At 40.7% G+C, this 23,853-nt stretch carries 29 protein-coding genes and 1 pseudogene; 1 reads left to right on the top strand and 29 read right to left on the bottom strand.

Annotated elements, in window-relative coordinates; genetic code table 11:
• Positions 1–18: 18 nt before the first annotated feature.
• The 10 genes from MH215_RS28155 to MH215_RS28110 all read right to left on the bottom strand — a co-directional run bounded on the left by MH215_RS28155 (position 19) and on the right by MH215_RS28110 (position 12,000).
• Complete coding sequence (locus MH215_RS28155; RefSeq protein ID WP_239294186.1) at positions 19–642, bottom strand: Yip1 family protein; 624 nt, start codon at positions 640–642, stop codon at positions 19–21.
• The gene (locus MH215_RS28150; protein WP_239294185.1) at positions 629–2,068 is read right to left on the bottom strand and encodes a gluconolactonase; all 1,440 of its coding nucleotides are present in this window, start codon (positions 2,066–2,068) and stop codon (positions 629–631) included. Before MH215_RS28150 ends, MH215_RS28155 begins: the two co-directional genes overlap by 14 nt.
• 18 nt (positions 2,069–2,086) lie before the next feature.
• A complete protein-coding gene (locus MH215_RS28145) occupies positions 2,087–2,944 on the bottom strand; it encodes a carbohydrate ABC transporter permease (RefSeq protein WP_442952600.1) in 858 nt (285 codons plus the stop codon).
• A 9-nt stretch (positions 2,945–2,953) separates the two neighbouring features.
• Positions 2,954–3,826, bottom strand: a complete 873-nt coding sequence (locus tag MH215_RS28140) for a carbohydrate ABC transporter permease (RefSeq protein ID WP_239294210.1) — start codon at positions 3,824–3,826, stop codon at positions 2,954–2,956.
• A 105-nt stretch (positions 3,827–3,931) separates the two neighbouring features.
• Positions 3,932–6,805, bottom strand: coding sequence for an extracellular solute-binding protein (locus MH215_RS28135; protein ID WP_481857497.1), 2,874 nt, complete (start codon positions 6,803–6,805; stop codon positions 3,932–3,934).
• A gap of 150 nt (positions 6,806–6,955) precedes the next feature.
• A complete protein-coding gene (locus MH215_RS28130) occupies positions 6,956–8,368 on the bottom strand; it encodes an ABC transporter substrate-binding protein (RefSeq protein WP_239294183.1) in 1,413 nt (470 codons plus the stop codon).
• An 886-nt stretch (positions 8,369–9,254) separates the two neighbouring features.
• Positions 9,255–9,677 carry a hypothetical protein gene (locus tag MH215_RS28125; protein ID WP_239294182.1) on the bottom strand — a complete coding sequence of 141 codons (423 nt, stop codon included), beginning with the start codon at positions 9,675–9,677 and terminating at the stop codon, positions 9,255–9,257.
• A 41-nt stretch (positions 9,678–9,718) separates the two neighbouring features.
• Positions 9,719–10,267 carry an SMI1/KNR4 family protein gene (locus MH215_RS28120; RefSeq protein ID WP_239294181.1) on the bottom strand — a complete coding sequence of 183 codons (549 nt, stop codon included), beginning with the start codon at positions 10,265–10,267 and terminating at the stop codon, positions 9,719–9,721.
• Between the two features lie 388 nt (positions 10,268–10,655).
• Positions 10,656–11,372 carry a HEAT repeat domain-containing protein gene (locus MH215_RS28115; RefSeq protein ID WP_239294180.1) on the bottom strand — a complete coding sequence of 239 codons (717 nt, stop codon included), beginning with the start codon at positions 11,370–11,372 and terminating at the stop codon, positions 10,656–10,658.
• Positions 11,373–11,487: 115 nt separating this feature from the next.
• On the bottom strand, positions 11,488–12,000 hold the full coding sequence (locus MH215_RS28110) for a TetR/AcrR family transcriptional regulator (protein ID WP_275446371.1): 513 nt from the start codon (positions 11,998–12,000) through the stop codon (positions 11,488–11,490).
• A gap of 226 nt (positions 12,001–12,226) precedes the next feature.
• On the opposite strand from MH215_RS28110, the gene MH215_RS28105 reads away from it, so the two are divergent.
• On the top strand, positions 12,227–12,922 hold the full coding sequence (locus MH215_RS28105) for an NAD(P)-dependent oxidoreductase (RefSeq protein WP_239294178.1): 696 nt from the start codon (positions 12,227–12,229) through the stop codon (positions 12,920–12,922).
• 135 nt (positions 12,923–13,057) lie between these two features.
• On the opposite strand, the gene MH215_RS28100 is transcribed toward MH215_RS28105, so the two are convergent.
• The 19 genes and pseudogenes from MH215_RS28100 to MH215_RS28010 form a co-directional block, all read right to left on the bottom strand.
• On the bottom strand, positions 13,058–13,288 hold the full coding sequence (locus MH215_RS28100; protein ID WP_239294177.1) for a hypothetical protein: 231 nt from the start codon (positions 13,286–13,288) through the stop codon (positions 13,058–13,060).
• A 96-nt stretch (positions 13,289–13,384) separates the two neighbouring features.
• A complete protein-coding gene (locus tag MH215_RS28095; RefSeq protein ID WP_239294209.1) occupies positions 13,385–13,735 on the bottom strand; it encodes a hypothetical protein in 351 nt (116 codons plus the stop codon).
• 146 nt (positions 13,736–13,881) lie between these two features.
• Entirely contained in the window at positions 13,882–14,349 is a 468-nt protein-coding gene (locus tag MH215_RS28090) for a GNAT family N-acetyltransferase (protein WP_239294176.1), read from the bottom strand.
• 11 nt (positions 14,350–14,360) lie between these two features.
• Entirely contained in the window at positions 14,361–14,894 is a 534-nt protein-coding gene (locus tag MH215_RS28085) for a GNAT family N-acetyltransferase (RefSeq protein WP_239294175.1), read from the bottom strand.
• 27 nt (positions 14,895–14,921) lie between these two features.
• Positions 14,922–15,347 (bottom strand): hypothetical protein, encoded by a 426-nt coding sequence (locus tag MH215_RS28080; RefSeq protein WP_239294174.1) that lies wholly within the window; start codon positions 15,345–15,347, stop codon positions 14,922–14,924.
• 180 nt (positions 15,348–15,527) lie between these two features.
• The gene (locus MH215_RS28075) at positions 15,528–16,256 is read right to left on the bottom strand and encodes a Type 1 glutamine amidotransferase-like domain-containing protein (RefSeq protein ID WP_239294173.1); all 729 of its coding nucleotides are present in this window, start codon (positions 16,254–16,256) and stop codon (positions 15,528–15,530) included.
• 71 nt (positions 16,257–16,327) lie between these two features.
• Complete coding sequence (locus tag MH215_RS28070; RefSeq protein ID WP_239294172.1) at positions 16,328–16,621, bottom strand: hypothetical protein; 294 nt, start codon at positions 16,619–16,621, stop codon at positions 16,328–16,330.
• A gap of 138 nt (positions 16,622–16,759) precedes the next feature.
• The gene (locus MH215_RS28065) at positions 16,760–17,344 is read right to left on the bottom strand and encodes a chloramphenicol phosphotransferase CPT family protein (RefSeq protein WP_239294171.1); all 585 of its coding nucleotides are present in this window, start codon (positions 17,342–17,344) and stop codon (positions 16,760–16,762) included.
• Between the two features lie 28 nt (positions 17,345–17,372).
• Positions 17,373–18,098 carry a hypothetical protein gene (locus tag MH215_RS28060; RefSeq protein ID WP_239294170.1) on the bottom strand — a complete coding sequence of 242 codons (726 nt, stop codon included), beginning with the start codon at positions 18,096–18,098 and terminating at the stop codon, positions 17,373–17,375.
• A 69-nt stretch (positions 18,099–18,167) separates the two neighbouring features.
• Positions 18,168–18,764, bottom strand: coding sequence for a hypothetical protein (locus MH215_RS28055; protein ID WP_239294169.1), 597 nt, complete (start codon positions 18,762–18,764; stop codon positions 18,168–18,170).
• A 32-nt stretch (positions 18,765–18,796) separates the two neighbouring features.
• Entirely contained in the window at positions 18,797–19,279 is a 483-nt protein-coding gene (locus MH215_RS28050; RefSeq protein WP_239294168.1) for a DinB family protein, read from the bottom strand.
• 26 nt (positions 19,280–19,305) lie between these two features.
• Entirely contained in the window at positions 19,306–19,671 is a 366-nt protein-coding gene (locus tag MH215_RS28045) for a hypothetical protein (protein ID WP_239294167.1), read from the bottom strand.
• A gap of 93 nt (positions 19,672–19,764) precedes the next feature.
• Positions 19,765–20,223, bottom strand: coding sequence for an NUDIX hydrolase (locus MH215_RS28040; RefSeq protein ID WP_275446370.1), 459 nt, complete (start codon positions 20,221–20,223; stop codon positions 19,765–19,767).
• Positions 20,224–20,263: 40 nt separating this feature from the next.
• A pseudogene (locus tag MH215_RS28035) lies at positions 20,264–20,407 on the bottom strand (histidine phosphatase family protein); the annotation flags it as partial.
• A 44-nt stretch (positions 20,408–20,451) separates the two neighbouring features.
• Positions 20,452–20,976 (bottom strand): GrpB family protein, encoded by a 525-nt coding sequence (locus tag MH215_RS28030; protein ID WP_239294166.1) that lies wholly within the window; start codon positions 20,974–20,976, stop codon positions 20,452–20,454.
• A 77-nt stretch (positions 20,977–21,053) separates the two neighbouring features.
• Positions 21,054–21,839, bottom strand: coding sequence for a Cof-type HAD-IIB family hydrolase (locus MH215_RS28025; RefSeq protein ID WP_239294165.1), 786 nt, complete (start codon positions 21,837–21,839; stop codon positions 21,054–21,056).
• Positions 21,840–22,103: 264 nt separating this feature from the next.
• The gene (locus MH215_RS28020) at positions 22,104–22,574 is read right to left on the bottom strand and encodes a hypothetical protein (protein ID WP_239294164.1); all 471 of its coding nucleotides are present in this window, start codon (positions 22,572–22,574) and stop codon (positions 22,104–22,106) included.
• A 60-nt stretch (positions 22,575–22,634) separates the two neighbouring features.
• Complete coding sequence (locus MH215_RS28015) at positions 22,635–23,264, bottom strand: DUF3885 domain-containing protein (RefSeq protein WP_239294163.1); 630 nt, start codon at positions 23,262–23,264, stop codon at positions 22,635–22,637.
• Positions 23,265–23,316: 52 nt separating this feature from the next.
• Positions 23,317–23,805 carry an AAA family ATPase gene (locus MH215_RS28010; protein WP_239294162.1) on the bottom strand — a complete coding sequence of 163 codons (489 nt, stop codon included), beginning with the start codon at positions 23,803–23,805 and terminating at the stop codon, positions 23,317–23,319.
• Between the last annotated feature and the right edge of the window lie 48 nt (positions 23,806–23,853).

Genomic DNA, 23,853 nt, shown 5'->3' with positions numbered 1-23,853 from the left:
GACACCTCCTTCCTTCTTCTATTTGCGCAGCGTGATCTCTTGATAGAGGGTGTACACAAAGCTGATAATCTGTTGAATCAAGCTAAAGAAAAGCAGACCCAGAAAGATAACAATCCCCATAACAACCAGGGTAAGCAGCATCGTGCTGATCGTTTTGATCACCGAATACTGATGCACCGTTTTGGTTCCTACAAACAGTAGCCAGACAAACCAAATGACCCCTATGGAGTCAAACAAATAATAGAAAGAAGATTCACGCAGTGTAATCACATTACTCAGAAATATATTTGGAATGTTAATTAGGATAAGCGGAAGCATGGCATAGCCCGTCGCGATCAGAATATCCCTGAACTTGCCTTCTCCATCCATCAGCGTGGTCAGTGACCAATTGGAGATACACCAGAGAAGGAAGGGGAGAATGATATATTTGAACTCATTGATACTGTTCAACGAGAGTGGATAGTTGTCATTCACGACATATCCAGCGTATTGACGTTTCAGAATCATCGTTACGGTAACACCGAGCAGCACCAGTAATGCCACACGCAGCCTGCCTTTATTTTCATACTTGAGATCCCAGTATCCGTCGAATGGACGTACAGCGACATGTAGAGAGTATTTGATTTCCTTAATTAGCGACATCTCCGGCTCCCCTCTCATTCCTCGATCTAGCGATGCGACGCCAGATGATTAGGCTGACAAGCATTCCGATCGCCACCGTCATGTAAATCCCGAAATATTCCCGCATGTATTCTCTCCGATATTTCGCCAGAGCTCTGGAGTAATATTCCCGATCATTGCCAAGCTTCAGGTGGGTCATCGCTTCCTTGTACTTTCCTTCTCTCAGCATGGATTTGCCGATGCCTACATAGGCCATTTCATAGTTGGCATCGAGTCGCAGCACCTCTTGCCACAACGTTGCAGCTTCCGAATGCTTGCCTGAGCTGTACAAACGATTGGCCTCGTTCACCAGGCCTCCAAATGTCGTCGGCTTGAATTCGGTAATCTGGCCGAGATCACGATCCAGCACATAAATGGCGTCGCCATAGCTTTCAATAGCTACCGGATTTTTGAATGTGCCTTTCTGATTGCCGAGCTGACCAATCACATACAGTAAGTTGCCATCCTCGTTGTACGTGAATACACGCCCTCTCGTAGAATCGAGCGCACGGTAGACCCCATTGCTGGACACCTGAATATCAATGAAGGAGGAGCGATTGATACTCAAGTCCCCCACCGGGGCGAATTCCCCGTTGACCCGAAGTACATCAATGCCGGACGGATTCAGTTTTTTTACCGCCGAAGATGTGTTTTTATCCGCCGTCGTTGTGTAGATGAACCCGCCTTCATCAATATCTGCGTTATTGAACTCCAGTGGAATAAAACGAATCATCTTTTCCCGCTGTTCCTTGGTGGATACGCTTTTCCAGAATAGATCAACCGGATCAAACTGCACACGATTCGTGCCCATAAACCCCGTAAAGCGCCCGTCACTATCAAATTCGATCAACCCTTCATAGACACCCCGACCGACAACATAGATCCGTCCAGCCTTGTCTACGATCACTTTTCTAGGAAAATACTCAAATGTATCACTAATGACATCCGACTCTGGTGCCCCAATGGCACGAACAAACGTCCCGTCCGGATTCAGCTCCACGACTCGTCTGTTCTCGGTATCGGCAACGTAAATCTGACCTGATTCCGTAACGAACAGCCCTTCAGGATTCAGAAAGCTGTCCTGTTTGCCTTCATGCTCAAAATGTTGGATGACTCGCATCGTTTCCCATTCATCGTTCAATACGATAATGCGTCCATTGCCAGAATCCAGAACGTAGAGCAAGCCATTATGTGCAGCATACAAATCCAGTGGAGACTGCCATGCTCCCGTTCCGGCGTCGTTACCCGTGATCACTCTGGAGGGGAGAAAAGCAATCGGAGACTTGACCGAATTACCCCAGTAATTATAGGTATATCCCTCATACGGTGCCCCATGAGCCACGTTATGTCCGAATCCGGAGATCAGCAGGGAAGCTGCCAGAACGATTAGCCATGATCTTACTTTCATCTCTAACACCCCCCTCACTTAGTCCTTCATGCCGGATGATGCCATTGTTTGGATGACTTGGCTCTGAGACAATACAAACGTCACGATCGGCACCGTCATCATGATGACAGCAACGGCAGCGCCCACACCCGCACGAGCTATTCCCCCCTGAACAATCTGTCCCATGGCATAATGCATCGTTTTTAGCTGCTCACTGTAGATGAAGCTACCACCATCCGTTCCCCACAACATCTGCATCATTAAAATCAGCAGCGTTAACCACGCAGGTTTGACAAGTGGCATGACCACCTGAAAGAAAATCCGATATTCGCTGGCTCCATCCATTTTTGCCGCCTCCAGGAGTGCATCCGGTATTTGCTCCATAAACTGCTTCATTAAGTACAATCCCAGCGGATAAGCAAAGGCAGGAATAATCATGGCCTGATAGGAATCGAGCCAGCCTAGCGTGGACATGATCATGTAATTGGGAATAGCGGTTACATGCGGCGAGAACATCAGAGACAACACGATGATGGTGAACAGGATTTTGTGTCCGCGGAACTTGTATTTGGCTAGTGGATAAGCCGCTGCAGAGGCTAGCATAATATGTCCGAACGTGCCTGCCGCAGTAATAAACACCGTGTTGAAAATGTATCTTGAGAATGGAACCCATGAATTTTTCATCACCTGAAATAGGTCTGAGAAATTCTCAAACGTAGGGTTCCGGACAAATAGCGTAGGTGGGAAAATAAAAAGTTCATCCAGCGGCTTAAACGCATTATTGATCACATAGATAAGTGGGATGACCATAAAAGCGCCAAATCCGCCCAGCAAAAGGAAAAGCAAGATATCGACCTGCCAGGATCTGTTGATCTTCCTTTTCATACGCAAGGCCATCTTCATCTGCTATTCCCCCACTCTCTTTAACAGCTTTTGAACAAGCAGGTTGGAACCTAACATCAGACTGAATAACACCGTTGCAATGGCAGAAGCGTAACCCATCTCGAAGCGGATCGTTCCGTAATCCATCAAGTGAGTAACAATCGTATGCGCTCCGTACTGTACACTTGGGAAGCCTGCCAGCGCAGTAGCTACTTCAGCAACGGCCAATGACGCGGTAATCTGGATAACAGCTCCGAACATGAGCTGAGGACGCATCGAAGGCAACGTAATATACCACAGCTCCTGCCAGCGATTTTGAACCCCGTCGATAGCTCCTGCTTCATACAAGGTGCGATCCACGGTTTGCAAACCGGCGATGAACGCAAGAAAACTAGTTCCAAGGCTGAGCCATAGCTGTACAAGCATAATGATCGCAAGCATGTATTTGGGGTCTTGCAGCCACAGGATTGGCTCATAGGTGATGCCTATTTTCATCAGGAACCCGTTCATAATGCCATAGGAATCTCCAGAGAAGATAATTTGCCAAATAAAAAACACATTGCCTGAAATGGACGGTGCAAAAAAGATCAGTGTCATGAAGGCTCTCACCTTCGGATTCAGCTCATTAATAAGCCAGGCAAATACAAAGCAGGCAATGTAGCTAATTGGACCGGTGATTACCGAGAAAATAATTGTATTTTTAAGACCTATCAAAAACACATCATCATTCCAGAGCAGCTTAGAGTAGTTCTCCCAACCAACCCACTCTGGAAACTCCAGCATGTTGAAATTGGTGAAGCTGAAGAAGATGGAGATCATGACTGGAAATACGGTAAACAAGAAGAATAACAACATGTAGGGTGAAAGAAGTATATAAAGATGCTTATCCCGCTTCATATCTCTCACAAAGAGTTCCCACTTCCCGGGTATACCGGCAGGCGTACGCTTGGGCTGAGAACTGGTTTCGATCACCATATTTTCTTTCTGCAAAGGAGTCCCTCCCTAGTGCATTCCGTCCAATTTAAACTCTTTTCGTTTCTCCTGAATTTCGTAGTTAATTTCCTGCACATAATCGTATAAGGCATCGGTGGAATTCGTCCCATTATTGACGACCTCACGCAGTGCATTGTCTAGATGCCGCCCCGTAAAGTAACCTCCGGGAACTTCTGGAACCCCCTGAACCCATTCCCATTGTTCTTCCAGACTTTGATAATCGCGGACAGGCCAAGGTAACTCCTGCAACGCTTCAATATTGGCTGTTGGATACCGCGCTGCCGCTCCCATCAGACCTTCCATTTCGCGTCCGAATCGAACCTGTGCGTCCTTGCTGACCCACCATTTCATAAATTCCCAGGCCGCATCCTTATGCTTCGATTGCTTGAGCATAACGGTCGCCGTGCCTCCACTCGCGACATCTCGTTTGATACTTCCGTCTGGCTGCTTGAGGCCGGGAACCGGAATGAACTCCCATAATCCCTTGATCTCGGGCGCAGATACGGACAGATAGTTATAAAAGGTATAATCCATAATGCCTATCGGCATTTCACCAGTTCGAAAGCGCATTGGAAAATCGAAGGTGAGTGGCAGCTTGTAGCTGATATAGAAATTCGTCCACTCCTTGAACGCCTCCAGCCCCGTTTCCGTATCCATACCGCTTTTGGAGCCATTGTCCAAATAAAACGAACCGCCCATCTGGTACAGCAGCATGGCATATGCCCGGTTCACTTCCAATACGGGTACACCTGTCGTTTGAGCAAGCGGCAAAGCCATCTCCATATTATGCTTCTGCAGCACCGGGATCATGGCGTACACGTCCTCCCATGTCTGCGGCGGCTCCAGATCAAGCTGTTCCAAAATATCTTTCCGGTAAAATAACATATTGAATATTTGTTGCTCCGGCAGTGCAAAGACTTGATCCTCATAGTTATAGGGAACCATTGCACTATCCCTGAACTGCCTAATTAACTCGTCATAGCCGGGATACTTGGACAGATCTTCTGCCGCGTTCCGCATTCCGAAGTTGACAGGTACATCATTTCCGACCTGCATGGCTACATCCGGTCCCTCTCCTGCCAGGGAAGCACGCAGCAAAACATCCGCATTCACCAGCTTGAGGTTCACGCTAATACCTGTCATCGGTGTAAATGTATCGTCTATCATGGCCTTCAACACCTGTGCCTGATCCCGGCCTGTACCAATCCATACCGTAACAGACTTGTCTTCATCAGATGTGCTGCCAATGGTGTCATAATCCTCGAAAAATGAATGGAAAAAAGACGAGATTTCGTGTCCAACTTTTCGGAAGGACGAATCATTCGCTTTTGGCAGCTTCTCATCAGGGGAAGCAAGCAACAGATAGTCCATTTCCAGCGGCTGTTCGCGTACCTCCAGAAGCCAAGAGCCGACGCTGCCCACATTGATTTTGAATTGACCAAGGCGCTTCTGCACGGTTTCCGGCTTGTCGGCCAGATCGGCCAGCTGATAGGCTGTTTTCGTCAATATCGCGGTCTTATCACTTTTTTCCCCCGTTAAACGAATTAACTCTTCAGATACGGCATTTAGGATGTCACTTTGTTCGCGAAATACCTTCACCATATCCGGAATCTGTTTCTCTAATTGATAATCCCGATAGGGGTCAGGTACGTTACCTGTGATCATCAGAATTTTGCGATACATCGCATTGATTTCGAGCACACTAGCTTCCACCTGACGGATCAGAGGGGCAATCGCTCCCAGACTGACCTCAAGCTGCAATTCATGTTTTCCTTGGGTCAAATAAAATAAATAGGGTTCTTCCTCGCTGCCAAGCACATTCATCTGCCAATTCGAGTCATAGAAGAACGGAATTTGCATCATTTCACGGAAGGGAACCTTATTGTCAATCTGCAGCGAACGGGTGGAATAAATCCCCCTCAGCAGTTCCTGTCTACCTTTGATCGCAATTTTGTATAATCCATCCTCCGGCACATCCATTTCCCATGCAATCCATTGTCCTGGCACACGCCAGTTGTTTCCACCGATGGTGTTCATTCTGATTTTGGATACATCGTACGGTTCCGTGGATGTGCTTGATCGATCAGTGATTGGATACAACGTTGGTGACGACTTGTACTTGGCATGCTCACCTTGAACTTTGATCAAGTGTCCACTGGTTTCCGTATATCCCTTGCTCTCATACTCCTGCTTCACTTCTGCATAGGATATCGGTTGTTCATACTGGTGTAGCCTGATCGAATCAATAACCATAGGCTCCCGGGTGGACACAAGCGTCAATGAGTGTTTGCCTGCAGAAAAATAAAAATGGTACGGCTCCTCATAATAGCCCTCCTTGTCTCTCAGAAGCGATTCTTGCCACATCGGTGCCTCCGTCTGACGTGGGCGTAGGTCGTTACCTCTGTTATCTTGTTCAATCTCGGATTTCTCGTTGACCCATACACGATGAAAACTCAGATTACGTGCACTATTGAAAGGCAATTTGCCATCAATCCATAGTTCACGTTCTATGGCGGAACTTTTACCCTGAATCGGGTAATAACGCAATGTCATGTGATACATGCCCGATTCAGGAACATCCACTTCCCATTGCACGGAACCGCTCTCCTCTGTTCTGATGAACTTGCCCGTCTCACCACCAAGCTCCGTAATCATCTTCGGTTCCATTCCTTCCGCAGCTGTGTAGTCAGCTCCGCGAATAACAATTTCCCTAGAAGGCTGCTTCTCGTCCTGGAATTGCTGCAAATAATAATCGTAACTACCCTCAGAAGCAGATTCAGAGATTGGCATCACACGGCTCGGATCTGATGTTCGATTCCCGGACTTTGCATTGCCGCTTGCACCGGAACTGGATATCGTATACACCATGACGAGGATTAGCATAACGACAATAAGCGTCACTCGGGATAATGTAAACTTCACCCGATGCCCCCCTTTAGCAGACTGTAGTGAATTAGATAGACGGCCCGCATATCGATTTTTGAATGTAATCAACAATGAGGCCGCCCTGTTTCTTAACGTTAATTGATCGAACTATTCTTTCTTAGACTGTTCCCCGCTTAACACTTTTTTCACCGCAGCCTGTGCAGGTCCGATAACCTGGGCAACACCTGTTGAAGGTGTAATCTCGCCTTTGATGAACTTCTCGGTTACTTTGTCCAGTTGATCCTTAATGCCCAGACCACCGAAGCGGCCACCAAACAGACGCTGCACCTGACCATTATCATTCATTGCATTGGCAATGGATGCTTCATCCGGCAAAATATTTTCGAGCGAGAGTCTGCGGTTATCTTGCCAGTTATCAAAGTCTTGCAGCTCTTCCCAAATCTTCACGATCACGTCTGCATCCTTTACTCCCTTTGGAATAACGTAAGCCGTAGCCTGACCGAATGGTTCGTAATACGACTCCGCTTGAGGCCCCTTCGGCATGTATACATAACCCCACTCATCCTTCATCTTATCTAGAATCCGGCCTTCGATCTCCCAGAGTCCACCCGGATACATGGCAATGGTGCCTTCCCCGAAGAACTTGGCTGGATCTTCCCAGTCGTTACCTCCGTTAGCCTTCACCACTTTATGCTCATTGTACAGACCATGCAGAAAATTAAGCGCTTCCATAGATTCGGGTGAATTAAACGTCACAGTACCTGTTTGCTCATCATATAATTTGCCTCCGTTGCTCGCGACCAGCATCTCAGAAAGTACATAATGCGCTCCAGCCAGTCCGTATTGATCCATTTTACCGTCACCGTTACGATCAACCGTTAGCTTTTTGGCCGCATCCAGCATCGTATCCCAGTTCCAGTTATCTTCGTCCATCAATTGCTGCGGGTCTTTCAGACCAGCCTCCTTGAATATACGTTTGTTGTAGAACGTGCCACTATCATTAGGTGTATACCAGCCTTCGAGTCCGTACACCTTGTCGCCTCCAAAGCGCATAGCATTAACCACATCCTGCTGCACACGAGTATCTTGAAGGTAGTCATCCAGCGGTGTCAGAAAACCACTCTGCATAAGCCCCCATATAAATCCATCAGGAACCCGGACTATTTCAGCAAATGGCTCGTTCGCGAGCACTGAGGAGGACAGCTTTTCAGAGGTAGACCAATATTCTGTATTCAGATATTTGATCTTTACGTTATACTTTTCTTCCACCATTTGAATACGCTCGCGGGCAAGTTCATCCGATTCTGAATCCCCTTTTGGTGTAGCATCCCACCAGTGAGAAATTCGAATAACACGACCGTCTAAATCTGGCGCCGGCACAGCTTCTTCCTTGTCCTCTTCCTCTTCCTGCACTGGTGTTGTGTTCGTCTCTACTTCAGCTGGTTGAGCAACTGGATCGGCTGGTTTGTCATTTGTACCACTACATGCAGACAAAAGCATGATTAACATGGCAAATAAAACGAACATCATAATTGGGTTAGACATCATTTTTTTCATCATGGGCGGCCTCCCTCAAGTAAATGATCTTAATATGTTCCAATGCAAACGTGGAAAAATAGAGCCCCTCAATGCTTGGTTCAGGGTGTTCGCTCCTTTCTTGAAGTGTTGGATTATGCAGTATGTTAAGCGCTTACATATATTGAACCAAGTACAATTCTCGGTGTTGGATTATGTACCTTCACCACCCCAGTCATTCATATCGTTTCCTCGTAAAGTGATCATTTCTTTGGGTTCAACTTTCATCCTACACACGCTCCCCCTCATAGTTGATAACATTGAATCAAGCTTACAAAATGCTTTTTGATGACGACCCTGAACAATCTGAATCATTACAAGGCCGCCTTAATGGGATTTGAAAACCTAGATTCACACTTCGCTTGAAGAGCATTAGCCAAGTTGTTGAGTATACTTGAAAAGGATTTCATGAAACCCATTTCATTTATAGTATTATTAAAATCCTTAAGTCAGTACACATTCTGATATTTTTTAAAATATTTTCGTCTCCGTTGTTTCATTCCATAGAAGTTCCTTGCATTGCGACTGAACTTTGGCAAGTCATATATGGATAAGGTGCAGTGTCCAAAAGAGGTAGCACCTCTCAGGGTTGCACCGCGTGTTATTCACGCGGTGCTCATCATCGTAGTAGTATCACGAGTGCATCATCGTGATGCATAGCAAAAAGCGCCACGCTCGTATCGTCGTGGCGCTTCTTCCTGCTGTATGATGCCAATTGGTCATGCAGCACAATCTAAAGCTGCTACTGTACCTTCATCGCAGCAGCAGCTTTTTATTCTAGAGGCAGTATGTACTATTGCACCTGCTACGACTAATGTCGCTGGTGGTATTCATGTTACATACAAGTTACTTATGTTCTTCTAAGCAACTTTTATACCCTACGATAATCCTTTAATTTTATACCGGAGTTTTCACAGTACTCTTTGAGTGCCTTGAATACACTATCTTTATCCTGACTTTTTAACGAGAACGATAGCTTTTTATTTTTATCGAAAAGTTGAACTTGAAGAAGATTAGTAGCTATTCGCATTTCACTAATTTGGTTAATCGAATAGTTCGTTTTATTGATTTCTATTCCCCCGGGCGATAGCACTACCGCATATTCCTTTTGCGAGTCTATCCAATTTTTAGTAACTAGAGCGATCATGATTACCCCAGTTGTTATTAGTAGTATTACTCGAAGGCCATCACCAATATAATTACTTAATAGAGTAATTACAGAAAGAAAGCCCATTGGTAAAAATATAAATAGATAATATAATGGGTAACCCTTCAACATAAATTTATAATTCATTCTGAATTCCTCTCATACAAAGTCCATCGCCTAAGCGTACTTTATCCTTTTAATTTATAGTAATTTTCTGCCGTATATATGGACCAGTCCCAAAACTTATCACCCTGACTGATAATAAATCGATCAAACCACAACTCGAAGTTCATATTAAAGGGTCTCGACTCATCAAAATTGTCTATGTGCCCCTTAACCATTAAGTAATTATTAGAGCCTTCGCTGTATTTCTTCAGATCAATTACGATATTATCTTGGTAGATATAGGCGATCTTCAGGTACCCCTCGTTTGAACTCTCATACGTTACTTCTTGAATATCCTGCCACTTATATAAATACGACTCTCCTCCGTATTGCGGATGGTCAAATAACGAGCAACCATTACTTATCTTCAAAAAGTTAATATAATCATTCGGAAGTTCAAACCCTAATTCCCTTTGGAATTCGATTAAATCACTTTCATCTGCCGGATCATTAAACGTACAGGTAGCTTGAGTTAAATACCCTTCCTGGAGCTGTAATTCTAGCAGATTGTTATTTTCCAATCTTTTCTTTAGCGAGTCTATTGTTTTATAAATTAATTCTCCTTGAATCAACTTCTATCCACCCTCTCAATACTCCTAGATTTATTGATAATTCAATTTCCTAGGATCAATGCTGCGAAAGAAACCACCCACAGTAATGGAAATGCACTGATAATAATAAGACTTATTGTCTTCACCTTTTTCTTTAATAACCAAGATAAAACCGAACAAATTACAACAGCCAGAGGGTACAACGTAACGATCGTTACTAATGATATTCCCCACATTGAAACTCCACTGTCAAATGCCATAAAAGATAATCCCCAAATGATGAACCACGGAATTAGAGTTAATACATAAAAGCCTTGAATAATAAATAAGTACAATTTCATTGATGAATTCCTTTATCATTTAGTATTAGTCCGTTATATTCTCTTATTTCTTTTATATTTTTGCTCCATTAAAATGTTCCTTTGGTCTCTTCTCTTATTCTTGCTAACGCTCTTTTCGCTGCGAGTTTCCCATTATGCATTCCGTTTGTTGAAACCTCTATTAACTTATCTCTAGCTGGAATGTATCTATGAAAACCAAGAATCTCACACGCCCTCTCTTGAACATACATATCTTCATCATCTAAATATTTTATTAATGAATCAAGATTTCTTTTCGGTGTTAACGCCATGATTGAAAAAATATACTGACAACGGATATCGTCATCTATTTGTTGGTTAGAACTTACCAACTTGTTTAACTCATCAATACAACGTAAGTCTTCATCCATCTCAGCATCACTAATTTCGATATCTGTGGGATAATCCTTCTTCAATTCATCCCAATAAAAACTAGGATGTTGTTCGAGTTCAGCTATAAATGAACGTACACTTCTAAAACCGGGAGATACATCTGTTTCCTCATGATCGATATAATTAATTCTGTATTTGCAAGCACCTTGAACCTGTAAACCTATGTAGTTCGAATGATCATCTGTCCATAAAGGAATAATGTCTTGATACACCTTCATTTCAGACATGAAATCGGCTATTTCAATAACTTCGTCAGGTTCCATTAATCTTAACAAGTAATCTTGATCCTTTTGTTTCTTATGGTGAGTTTCTAACTCCTCAATGAGTACAATAGGTAATGTAATACTGAGTCTATTGAAAAGGTCTATAAACATATTACCTCTCCTTTGTAAGATTGATTTTCCTGCATTTCACTTGTTTTCATGTATATCCTCCCTCTTAAAATTATTCTACTCGAATTTCATCTAACATTCTTCTTCACATCAACATTTATACCTCCAGATTTCTTTCAAGCAGTACGCCCACTCGCTGCGCCATAAAGGAAGGAGTAGGAGGCTTCCCTTGTTTAAACCACCACTCCACGACGCCAACGATCGCTGACCCCAGAAACTGAATATCCACATTCATATCCTCCGTTAATTCAGAGTTACACCCTTCGGACATGCCGTTTCCTTTCTCTAGTTCTTCGATGAAAAACGTAAGGAACTGATCGCGGAAAAAAGGGCTCCCTTTACTCGCTAGTAATGCAGAAAAGAACATCGAATGATTCTCGAAATACTGGAACCACACCAACCCCATATCCTTATAATCCGCATCATCGTCTGTAGAATTGCAGATCCTTCTTAAGTCATCAATATGTTCTTTGATGAGCTGATCCAGAAGATCGAATTTGTCCATGTAGTGAAGATAGATGGTTCTTCGACTAACATCCGCTCTGTCCGAAATATCTTGAATCGTAATTTGATCAAATTCTTTTTCCATCATCAAATGAATAATAGCCATTTTTATCGCCTCTTGGGATTTGCGTATTCTGCGATCTACCTTTACCACTTCAGAACCACCAGCTTCCTAAATAAATACTACACACGTTTAGAGGAACTGTGAACTAATGCACAAAATCACTCATTTTAAGACTTGTAGCGTTTTTATTTCTGTCTATCATTATACGTAATAGACTATTAATACACTATTGTGCATTTATGCATGAATGGGAATGGAGTTCATTATTATGAAAATTGCAGTTATTGGAGCTACAGGAGGAACTGGAAGGAAAGTGATGGAGCGTGCACTTGAACTTGGCCATGAAGTTGTAGCTATAGCTCGTCGGCCAGAAATGATATCCCCCTTGAAGGGACTCACCGTCAGACAGGGAGATGTATTTGACGAGTCCAGTTTGGTCAGAGCCGTTGCTGGTGCAGAAGTAGTCATCAGCTGCATCGGCCCGCCCAGTAACGTTTCGCCGGACGCCAAGAAATTTCTGAATCTAAGAGCTGGCATAAATGTTATGGCGGCTAACTTCTCAGCAGGTACTGTCATGTCCGAAGGTATGCCCAATATGATAGCAGCTAGTCAACGTGCGGGTGTGAAGCGCCTAATCATGCAGAGCGGCATTAATTTGAGCAACGGAAGAGAGCTGTCTCCCGTCCATCGATTGGCAGTTCGCATGATGCGCCGTATATTTTGGAAAGCCATTGAGGATAAATCAATTGCTGAGCATGCGTTAATACAAAGTGAGCTAGAATGGGTCATTGTACGGGCATCCGTGCTTCAATACGCGGAGGGTACTTTAAAATATACAGCAGGTCCATTAGCTCGTATAAATCCTCTCGGAGCGCTTCCTTTTGCTGACTGTGCCGACTGTTTAGTGCGGGCAGCAGCCAGTGAGCCTGAGTGGATCAGGCAAGTTGTTAATGTTGGACGATGACATCGGCATCGGCTCTCTACACCTTTCAACCTAATACGGAGTCATCAATTACCTGAAGTTACTCTCATAGGACCTTAGGGTCTTCAACAAATTCATCCTGCTTTTAAGAGTTTATTAAATCTTCATATCATATCACTATGTATTGTAGATGTCTTTGATCGTTAACCATGTTTCATACCATAATGTTTTTTGATTCAAAGGCTCTATCACTACAGTTTGACCATTTTTTCTATTTAAATAAATGACGCCATCCCGCTGAACAAACTCATCGTTGAACTTAAACACAATATCTCTACATTCTTGCTCATACTCCTTTTCTCTTGTTTCTGACCACTCTGCTTTTTCAATAGAATATCTCTTCCTCATTAGTAGAATCCTCCTGGAGTTATTATTGAAGTAACCTCCCTGTATGCCTTCTGAGCGTATTTATTAAAATAATCTTCATATCTCGGTTGTTTCTGTTTACACTTTTAGTTGTTCTTCCAACCATTCTTCAAGTGTCTCTTTAATAACAAATCGATCTTTAGAAGAAATGCTTTTGATCTCATTCCAGTCCCCATCAACAAGTTCCAGACGGTAATGGCCGTTAATATCTGAATCCGGATACCATCCTAGATCAAAGAGGATCGTATCTTCTCTTTCAGGAATAAACCACTTCCCCTTGTTGATCTTCATTTTAACGATCTGTAATAAATCTTCTGTGAAGAATCCCCAATTCTCAATAAAGTAATCAATATCTGCACTAAGAACAGGGTCTACATCGTAGAATTTGTTATACGTTACTGCATAACCTGCTGGAATCTTGAGTTGCATTAGATTCAATTTTCTCACCTTCTACTCTTTCTGCCGATTTCTATAACTTTATGTGTCTTCTCAAACGAGGTGAAAGCTTCGTTTCTAAATGATTTACCTTATTCATTTCTCCTCCTATGTTTTCACAGGGATCTCCCTGATAATTTTCACTTTAATTCCTTATCTGTATCAATCACATAAATTTTGGACTCCCTGTTCCACGTATGATATCCATTGCATAAATGTACCCAGCCGTACTTCTCATAATAATCGATATGATCTGTACATAAATACAATTTACTGAAACCGAGTTTGTAAGCTTCTTGTCTCGCGTGCGTCATCAAGACTGACCCAAGACCCTTTCCTCGTTGCTCTTGTTCAATATATAAATTTGATAAGTATGGCCACAGATCTTGTCGACTTACAAAATCATTATTCATTAATGAGTAACTACCAATGATTTCATCTTGATTTATCATAAAATACCATCGGGGCAATGGACCTTTCGTTGTCATGCTGGAAGTTATACAATCCTCAAATATTCTTCTATTTAATCCCCATCTTTCGGCAACATACTCAATAGATTCCTTTAAAAGGTTTGGATAATCTCTCAAGTCAATGATTTGATAATTCATAAAGCCCCCCCCTAATCCGTTTTAGTTAATCTTGCTAATACTTCATCAACGTTATCCCATTCGTAGATTAATTCATTAAGGATTTTCCCTCCAATTTTTATTTGGACTGATTTAGATAAGTGAGCTCCATAATACTCATAAAAGTAGCGTGTCTTGTTATCCTCTAGAACATCAACGAATATTTTCTGGTAACCCAATGAATTGAATCGAAAAAATAACTGTTTAAGTAGTTCCTTTCCTACTCCTTGCCCTTGGTATTCCTCAAGTATATAAATTGAAGTTAGATCTCCTGAGTCAGGGATCGTATTGCTCTCTCTCTTCCAACAATCTGCAAATCCAATGATTTCCCCTTCAGTGTTCTCTGCTAGTATTACAAAACTGTCTGTTCTCTTGATATTGTTAATCCATAATTCAGTCCTTTGTGCATACGATAGATTGTTTAAAAACTCCTCTGGAATAATCCCCTTGTATGTCGTTCTCCAACTATCCACATGAACTTTTGCAATTCCTTCAGCGTCATGAATCGTAGCTTCTCTGATCTGCAAATTATCATCTCCTACATTTTTTATTCATTAATTAGCTCTAACTAATTGTTCAGTTTGTATTTTATATTTCCTAATGGCTAAATCAAAGTTCATTATTTCTTGTTTACTAAGACCTTTTGTGTCTATCTTGAAGTACCCGGATATATCCTTTGATTCATTACTTTCGATTACTTTATTTACTTCCAGTTTCAAAGAATTGTCAATTAGTCGATCAGATAAATCTTTAGAAATTACTGGCTCAATTCCTAATATTGATATTGGTTTTCCTAACTTGTTCTGTAAATTGATACTATAGGTTACTTCAGTTATATCTGAATTTTCACCACCTAATGAGAGGAGTATTTGCCCAATCGCTATACCATCATCAATGATTTCAGATTTATTTCTATTTAAACAACCAATTATAGAAAAAGTAATGCATATCAATAAAATTACTAATAAGACTCTCTTCATTATTATGAAACTCCTTTAAGAATCTGTCCTGTAAATCCGCTGCTATGAGATGCCCCTTCCGGATCAAGGATTGACTTGCCCATCCGCAGCGTCCAATGCGATGTTATTATCAAATGTCAGCCACTTTTTTAATATACAAAATGAGATTCTTCGGCTCTCGACAGTTTCCTCAATCAGAAGTTATAAAATATCTGATAAGGGTTGGAAATCACGATTATTCAATTCAGTCTTATTCATTGTACCGTTACATTTTTTCAATACATATGCCTTGCTTTCTATATTACTCTTTATTATCTTGTACATATCTCCATCAATTACAATAGCTACATTGTTCTCCAGAGCGATGCCTGGAACCTCTTTATCTAACATATTGTCATCAAATGTCTCATGTCCACTCTCATTATAATGCGGACAGTGATTAGCGGGAATGAGCCCAATTCCGGTTACTTGCTCTCTATCCCACCATCCATCAAGATTGGTTTCTGTACTACTGTTGCTATGGCCTTCTAGAAACCAACAAATTGAGCCTGCACTCAAACCCGATAATACTATATTATGTGCAAAGGCTTCTTTAAGGTATTGATCTACTTTATTAGTTCTCCATATTTCCATCATTTTAACAGTGTCTCCGCCACCTACATAAATGATATTTGAGGATAAGATTTTGTTCTTAATAGCTTCATCCGAGATATCTTGATCGACAAGACATAACGTATCAACTTCACAACTCAATTGCTCACCAAATACAGCCTTAACAGTATCAATGTAGCCTTGAGCATCATGACTTGCTGTTGGAATGAATAGTAGCTTTGGATTTTCAACATTTGAAAATTCAACGATATACCTGTCTATAGGCAGAGTCTCATGACACCGCATTTCGCCACCACCGATTGCAACTATTTTCCCCATAGATATACCCCCAAGTAATTAATTGATAAATTTCAGATCTGAGTAGTCAATATCGCGACACCAATAGCTGCTTACCCACCCTTTAGCTTTTCAGCAATATACGCTTGTAGTTGATATATGTCAGAGAGAAGCTTCTCTTCCTCCTGTGTATTTCCATACTCTCCAAGCCAGCGCGGGGTGCGGATGTGCCTCTCATCTGTCAAGTATCGCTTCTCATTTCGATACTCTAGAATGTGCTCCAAGAAATATTCCAGGGACCCAAAAGATTGTTTATCAGTATCGTTAATGATGGAATGTGTATCTTCAATAATTGCCTGTAACATTTGCTGAATATGATCTTCTGGATGCATAGCATTATTTTCCATTAGGTGATCTCCTTCTGTTCTGATAGAATACAACGAATCGATGCCCCAAGGTGATTTGAGACATCGATTTATATGATCTAACTATGTGAGGTAAACGATAACAACGTACCAAAACTGAAGTTGCTTCTGCAGCTTACTTCAACATCTTCTACTTAACTTTTTAAAGACTGCGTATTCCTGACCGGATTTAATATAACTTAATATTTTCTCCGCACATGCTGCGGAACTGAGTTCTTCCGTATTCACTTCCAGATCATATTCATCGTAGGAGTATATATAATTGAACTGGGAATGGGCGAGTCCAATCTCGCGATCTCCCCTACTCTGTTCTCTTCTGGTGAGTTCTTCTTTGGAGCAATGTACACCTACAAACATGATCGGATAATCCGAAAGCAAATCATAAAAATCATTAAACCACTTGTCATTGCTGATGACTGTATCCACAATCACATTCAAACCCAGCTCTGAAAATAATTTAATGGTTGCATAGTATAGTGAGCCAATCGGGTCAAACAGAATATCTGACATCACACCTGCTTCTAATTCTCTTGTTGGTTTTATATCTGGATATGTAGTATCAATGAATTGATCATAATTTTGGAAAAACTGATCTACAGACACATGATGAAGCGGAAGGTCTGCCTGATTTTTCATTTCCATCGCAATGCTGGTCTTCCCCGAACTTGACGTTCCATTCAAAAATATAATGAGTCCTCGTTCCACATTGATCACCCTTAGCTTATAAATTGGCTTACCGTTTTCCAATGAATAACACGTTCTGAGTCCAATGAAGATTGTATCCATAACGGTATAGCTCAAAGTATGGATGTAGGCAGGCTTCCATATCCTGCAAACCTTGATAACGAGGCCATTGCAAGTAGTAAGCTACCCAATAATCACAAGCGATAGAGTAGAAGGCTTCGTTCAATATTTCAATCGCCTCATTGTAGTCGCTGCGTGAGCTGAGAAGTTCTCCAAGTGCTTCGTATACTGCTTCGCTGTGTTCTTCATCCATGCCTTGAATCGCTTCTTGCTCTAACTTTCCAATTTCACCCTGCTTTAAAATTATGACTTCATTCACACAAGCCAAATCGTGTAATGCTTCCTTAGCAATGTCCGCTGCTTCGTCATCTTCTGGCACGATGGAGAACAGACTCTCCAACCCTTTTATTAGCTCTTGGCCGAGTCCTCGTAACGCTTCCTCGGATGCACCTTCATGTCCACCATTGAAATAACCTGGTACATATTCGCCGGTGAAATCTTCTGGATTCAACATCTGATAAATTAGACGTATTCTGTCCAGAAAACGCTGCCCGCCAGAAATCGGTTCAAATACACGTTCAACCCCCGCGCCCGATGGCATAAACCACTGAAAAAAACCGTACAGATGGTCTGCTTCGACCTGCTCATCTTCTTGTATCTCGAATTCTTCTCCGCCCATTGCTAACAAATAACGACCATATTCCTGCTGATCCATGAATACCTTCCCCTCTCTCGGTTGACTGGATTGATACAATCTTCACCTTCCTTTATATGTTTGGTCATTTCAGCAATCATTCCTAAAATGATTATCTGATACTTTATATGCAGTTAATAAGGGTTCATTGGGTTCATACCAATCCTTATTTCCAGCTTCTACTACCTGCCTTTTGCACGTTCCAAATACGCAACCACAATATGAAGTTTTTGAAGGTGTTGCATTACTTGATAATTTTAATGCTTCTTCTAGTTCTGAAAATTGAAAAGGAAGCTTAATAGTCCCTTCATCAACCCAGTGGAAGCAAAATTTCTCTGGACATGCACGAAATCGCTCTTTGTCTTCTTGGTAAATTAACGGCAATATTTCTTTATGTGAAGAGTTCTGCAGACTAGTTGTAATTTCATCTGAAACCTGAAGTAATAAGATCCGGCACTTCTCAAAATATCGGTGGTGACCCATTCTGTCAGTTAAAGAATTCAACTCTTTATCAGCCCTGTTAATGAATACTGGAATGAATTCAAATGTTCCACTGAGATACAACCCAATAATGTGATTTATGTATGAAACCAGATTGTAGTGAGTTGAATTTCTTCTGAGCCACACACCTGGCAAGTTATCTTTATTATTTATTTCTTTGAAAATAGTTAACACATCATCAGTCATTGCATTACTCCTTTGTTAGCTCATTCTCTAACTCATTTATCAACTCGAATCTGCTTCTTTAACAACATGATCTGTCCGACATGATAAGCATTATGAATGTTCAAATTAGAGACAACTCCCCACCAAGGAGCATCGAAATATTCTGGAAGTTGTTTGGTGAGCTTTGATTCTTCTGTTTCTTCTAAGATAGCTCTCCAATTAACGAACACATTCTCAAGTCTATTCAACGTTTCTTTCCAGCCAAACTCATTCAATTGTTCATGTGCCACAGCAAATGTCTCATCATTATCAATATTATGATCTAATCTAAATTCTCCAGCCTTAAATCGCTCAAGCCATTTTTCATTCCAAAAAATAAGATGATTCACTATCGACCATATGCTTTGTTCATTGTCATTCTTAATGACTGCTTCTTCTGCTGTTAGATCACCCAGGATCTCCGCAAGAGGAACAAACCAACTTTTATCGTTATAACATGCCGTTAATTGATCTATCAAAATGGATTTATAGCTCATCAAATAATCCTCTTCTCTTCATTAATTTAGGTAAGTATTTCTCCCATCCAATTTACTAAGATTAGATCTTTCTCTTTTGAATAACACCAATCAATGATCTCGCCTACTCGTTTTGGGGTTATCAATTTATCTTGCCACACAGGTGTCAGAACCCTTCTATATCCCGTATAATCACCACTTAACCCTTCAAAGTCCTTCCCCATTACGACTAACATCGGTCTCCAATTCGGTTTATCTGCTTGCTCTAATTCGTAGGCAACAATAAATTTCTTATCTTCAGATAAGATGTGAAGCTTATGAACCCCAGCATCATCGTAGTCTGGAGCCACATACCAATAAAACACTCTATTAAGACGAACTATTTTTCGTCGTAGTTTTCTACTCACCGCCATGTCATGCACCTATCTTCGCTTTATTTGTTTTTTTATATTTCTTGGCATTTTAATTATTAAATGCATCGTGTGAGTCGACCTTCATCAAACCGTTTATCTAGATACTGCGACTCTTTGAGCCCTAAAATCATTAAAGGCATCCGTATGCTGCTGATTAAATAACTCAGGCACTTCATCTGGATCGAAGAATTGAACTTCTATACTTTCTTCATTGCTACTAATCAGTTCTCCATCGGAAATGCGTCCCTGATAAAAAAACGAAATCGTTTGTGCCTGATCCCCATTTGCATACTTGTCGAAATACTTGGTGTATACGCCTATTAATTTCTCAACGAAGATTGTTACTCCTGTTTCTTCTTTCACTTCACGAATAGCTGTCTCTTCAGCAGATTCGCCTAACTCCATAGCTCCTCCTGGGAATCCCCAAGCATTTTTATCTCTTCTGCGTTGAAGCAATATTTGTCCTTCTTCGTTTAAAACGATGGCTCCTGCAAAGTTAAGAATGATCATTTCAGTACCTACCTTACTTCTTATCCACTTGATATAATCCATTAATCTTCTCCTTTTCATAAACTTCTGTAGAGCTAAGCTTAAATATATCTATTCCTTCATCACTAAGTAACTTCGTTACTATTTCAATATCCGCCTTACCCTTTGCAGTAAGGCCTCTAGTTCTTTCATTTCCTTCATCATATGGTGATTCCGCATGCCTAACCATGTAAACTGTCATTTTCATATAGACCTCCTTGAGACGCTCTGATATATAGATTTACTGTGATTTCACATCAGTACTTTATTTACAAATTCAGTCTTCCCGTCCGTGTAAGCCTGCCGATTTTCACTATAACTATTAGCTAGCTCTTTCTTTAGATTGGCATATTCGACTACAAATTCAGGATTACTAATTAATGCATCTCTGAAGGATATATGTCTTAATAACTCTTTGCTCTCTTTATTACAAACATATAAGTGATGTTCAGGTTTCTGTACTTTCAATATACTATAGGGAACACTTGCATCTTTTCTTGCAAAAGCTACTCTGTTCTCAACACCCAAATCCCCTTCATGATGGTAACCTAAACTTTCTAATCCCTGAATGACGTCTGGAAGTAAGTCCATTGAATCAATCACTACATCAATATCTATAATAGGTTTTGCCGCTAATCCTGGTACTGCGGTACTACCAACGTGCTCGATTCGAAGTACGAGATCCCCGAGTCTATGTTCTATGATGGATTTCAGATTAGAAAACATCTCAGGCCATGCATTGTTGTAATCTTCAATAATTATTGTTTTTTTACTCATGCTTGAGATACCTCCAAAAAATAAGTATTTATGAAGATAATCTTAAACTCTTCGCGCCATCCTGAAGTTCAAACAGCCTAAGTTACCCAACAAAATCTTTCTAAACTTATAGCTACACCGTTCTCATCATTATTAGCGGTTATTTCATCAGCAATTTCCTTCAATTCCCTTATTGCATTCCCCATAGCAATAGCGTATCCAGCCTTCTTAAAGAGGCCTACGTCATTATGGTCATCGCCAAATACAATTACGGAATCCAATTCTACATGATACAATTCACAGAGTTTAGTAATCGCCAGCTCCTTAGAGGCCAGAAGAGGCATGATTTGTATTAATTGATTATTATCCGTAATTAGTACATTCACTTTATCCTCGAATTTTTCTAATAATCCAGAACTGTCATTATTTCCGGAAAGGAGTATCTTCGTAGCATCATATTGCTTTAATTCTTTTATGGGTTTTACTATGGGGTTTGATCGTGTGTTCATTGAGGTAACATAATCAAGCTCTCTTAAACTAAACCACTCATCTTTCACTTCCATCGTCAGCTCAATCTCGGGGTTACACTTTAAACAGAAATCAAGAATTTCTGTGGTTACATTAGCAGGGATTGATTCATTAATTTCTATCTTGGTTTCCTTACAGATCACTTGAGCTCCGTTGTAATATACAAAAGCCCCGATATCCAATAATTCTTGAGGAAGAAACCAATTAACAGCTCTGGGCGGTCGAGCTGTTGCGAATATTATTCTCATTCCTTTCTGATAACAAGATAAGACAGCATCTAAATTTCTCTTGGATATTTCTTTATTTGAATTCAATAATGTTCCGTCCAAGTCAAGAACTACAGTTGAATACTTCAAATGGATTCAACCCCCAACAACGTTTTTCTTCGTGATCTCTACATAACGTGCCTGTATTCACGACGCGAGCCGACCTTAGATAGCTCTTATCTTAGGTCGGCTCGCGTGTCGTCCGAGTTATCTCCTATAATTATACATCTGGACGACCATAGGAGTAAGCCCGAAGCATGAATATAATGTTAGGCTATGCCGCATTGTACTGCACTACCTACAAAAATCCATTTCAATATAAGGAATTTCATAGAATAACGGAATAGCAATGACTCACACGTATTTTCTAAATAGAACGCTTCCATCTTTGTGAGATTGTATCCCTATTTCTTCATATCCAACGATGTCATTCATTCTTATTGGCACTACTAATCTTTCATACTTGTACTTCTCATTAATTAACATATAGAAAGCCATTAAAACTGCATTTGTTACGTTCTGATCATTAGGTTCTCGAACCAAAAGTTCAGTTACAATCACCTCTTTGTCGTATTTGGAACGGTTGACTGCAATGTGGTAATCCCAGAATGGAATTGTACTCTTGCTGCCTGACTTACAAATGATAGGATAGTCTGAGTTAATAAATGTATGAAATGTATCATTTAGTTTTTCCAATTTGAATCTTTCAGTTGTACTATTTGTATCGGCTACACCGTTATGTATTACACGATGGTATTCAGTGTTGGTGAGGTGCTCTTTAAACTGATGAATTAAATCACCTCTTAAGAATATCGGACCAATCACATTTTCGCCTCCTCTCCTCTAAATCCCCGTGCTTTTGTCTATGTTCGGGACAATTGATTTCTATGAAATACTCTTAAAAATCTTATCTATCTCTTTTCGATCGTAATCAAGAATCCAATCGTTAAATTCCTTGTACAAGTAAAGCAAGGCTTCCTTAGTCGGTGAGACGATGTCTAAACCACGATCATCATAAATGTGAAAAACCAATTGGGATTGAGGATCTATGAAGTAAATTCTTGAATTAAGGTAACTATTCTTCTGAGTAAATCCTCCAATAAGTCCTAACAAATCAATATAGTCTATCTCGGACAGTTTGCATTCAAGAGAGTAAAATTTATAATGTCCAGTCAACTCTAGTGTTTCATCGCCATAATCTTCTTTGTTAAGAAAATTATTCATTGTGTGGTCTGCAAAATATTGAAGAAGGTCAATTTCCTCTTCAATATAAGCATCTAAATCTCCAATAGGTTCATATGATACCCCCACAATATAAAACGGATGCTTTTCTTTAAATATTGCTAGAAATAAGGCAAGGATTCTCTCCCTAACTACACTATAGTATGTTTCCTTATCAATATTGCTGTTTGGTGGTCCCAGTTCAAACCGGATACTAAAATCATTATTGTAATAGAATGGTGGTTCAAAGATTATGTTAGAGAGATGTTCATTTATAAATTGTTGAATAGACATCTAGTTAATCCCACCTTTTTCAATCATTTTCTTGAGAGCTACATTTTCATAATTAGCTTATTACTTTTATAATTTTTTCAACAGTCTCTTCGATCCCTAGTTCGCTTGTATCAATTTTGTTTGTCTGCATCTTTTGATATAACTGTAATCTATCAATACTATTATTTATTTGTTCTAAGCTTCTATGATCAAAAAGCATTCGATCTCTCAATGATTCCTCAGAACAGGTTAAAGTTATCTTGTATAGCTTGTACTCCGAAGTATGTAACCTTTCAAGTAAATCATTTAAAATGTCTTCCCTATGAAGCACCCAACTGAATATAATGTAATCGAATGCGGGATTCGTCAAATAATTATTAAGTAAATAGGCTATATTTTTCTCAACCATTTCTATTGTATCTTTGTTAATAGTCCAAGGATTCATCATCCAACACCAATCTCCGTCTAACCATACAGATCGATCTAAAGATTTGTAAAGATTTTTACAAGTACTCGTCTTTCCTACTCCCATACTTCCGTTTACTACAATTAGTTTTTTCATTCTATTACACCTCCATGACTTGGTTAGAGGGATTTCGACTACTTCGTT

It is taken from the genome of Paenibacillus sp. ACRSA (assembly GCF_022346845.1).
Lineage (GTDB): Bacteria > Bacillota > Bacilli > Paenibacillales > Paenibacillaceae > Paenibacillus.
This window is presented reverse-complemented; position numbering and strand designations above follow the sequence as displayed.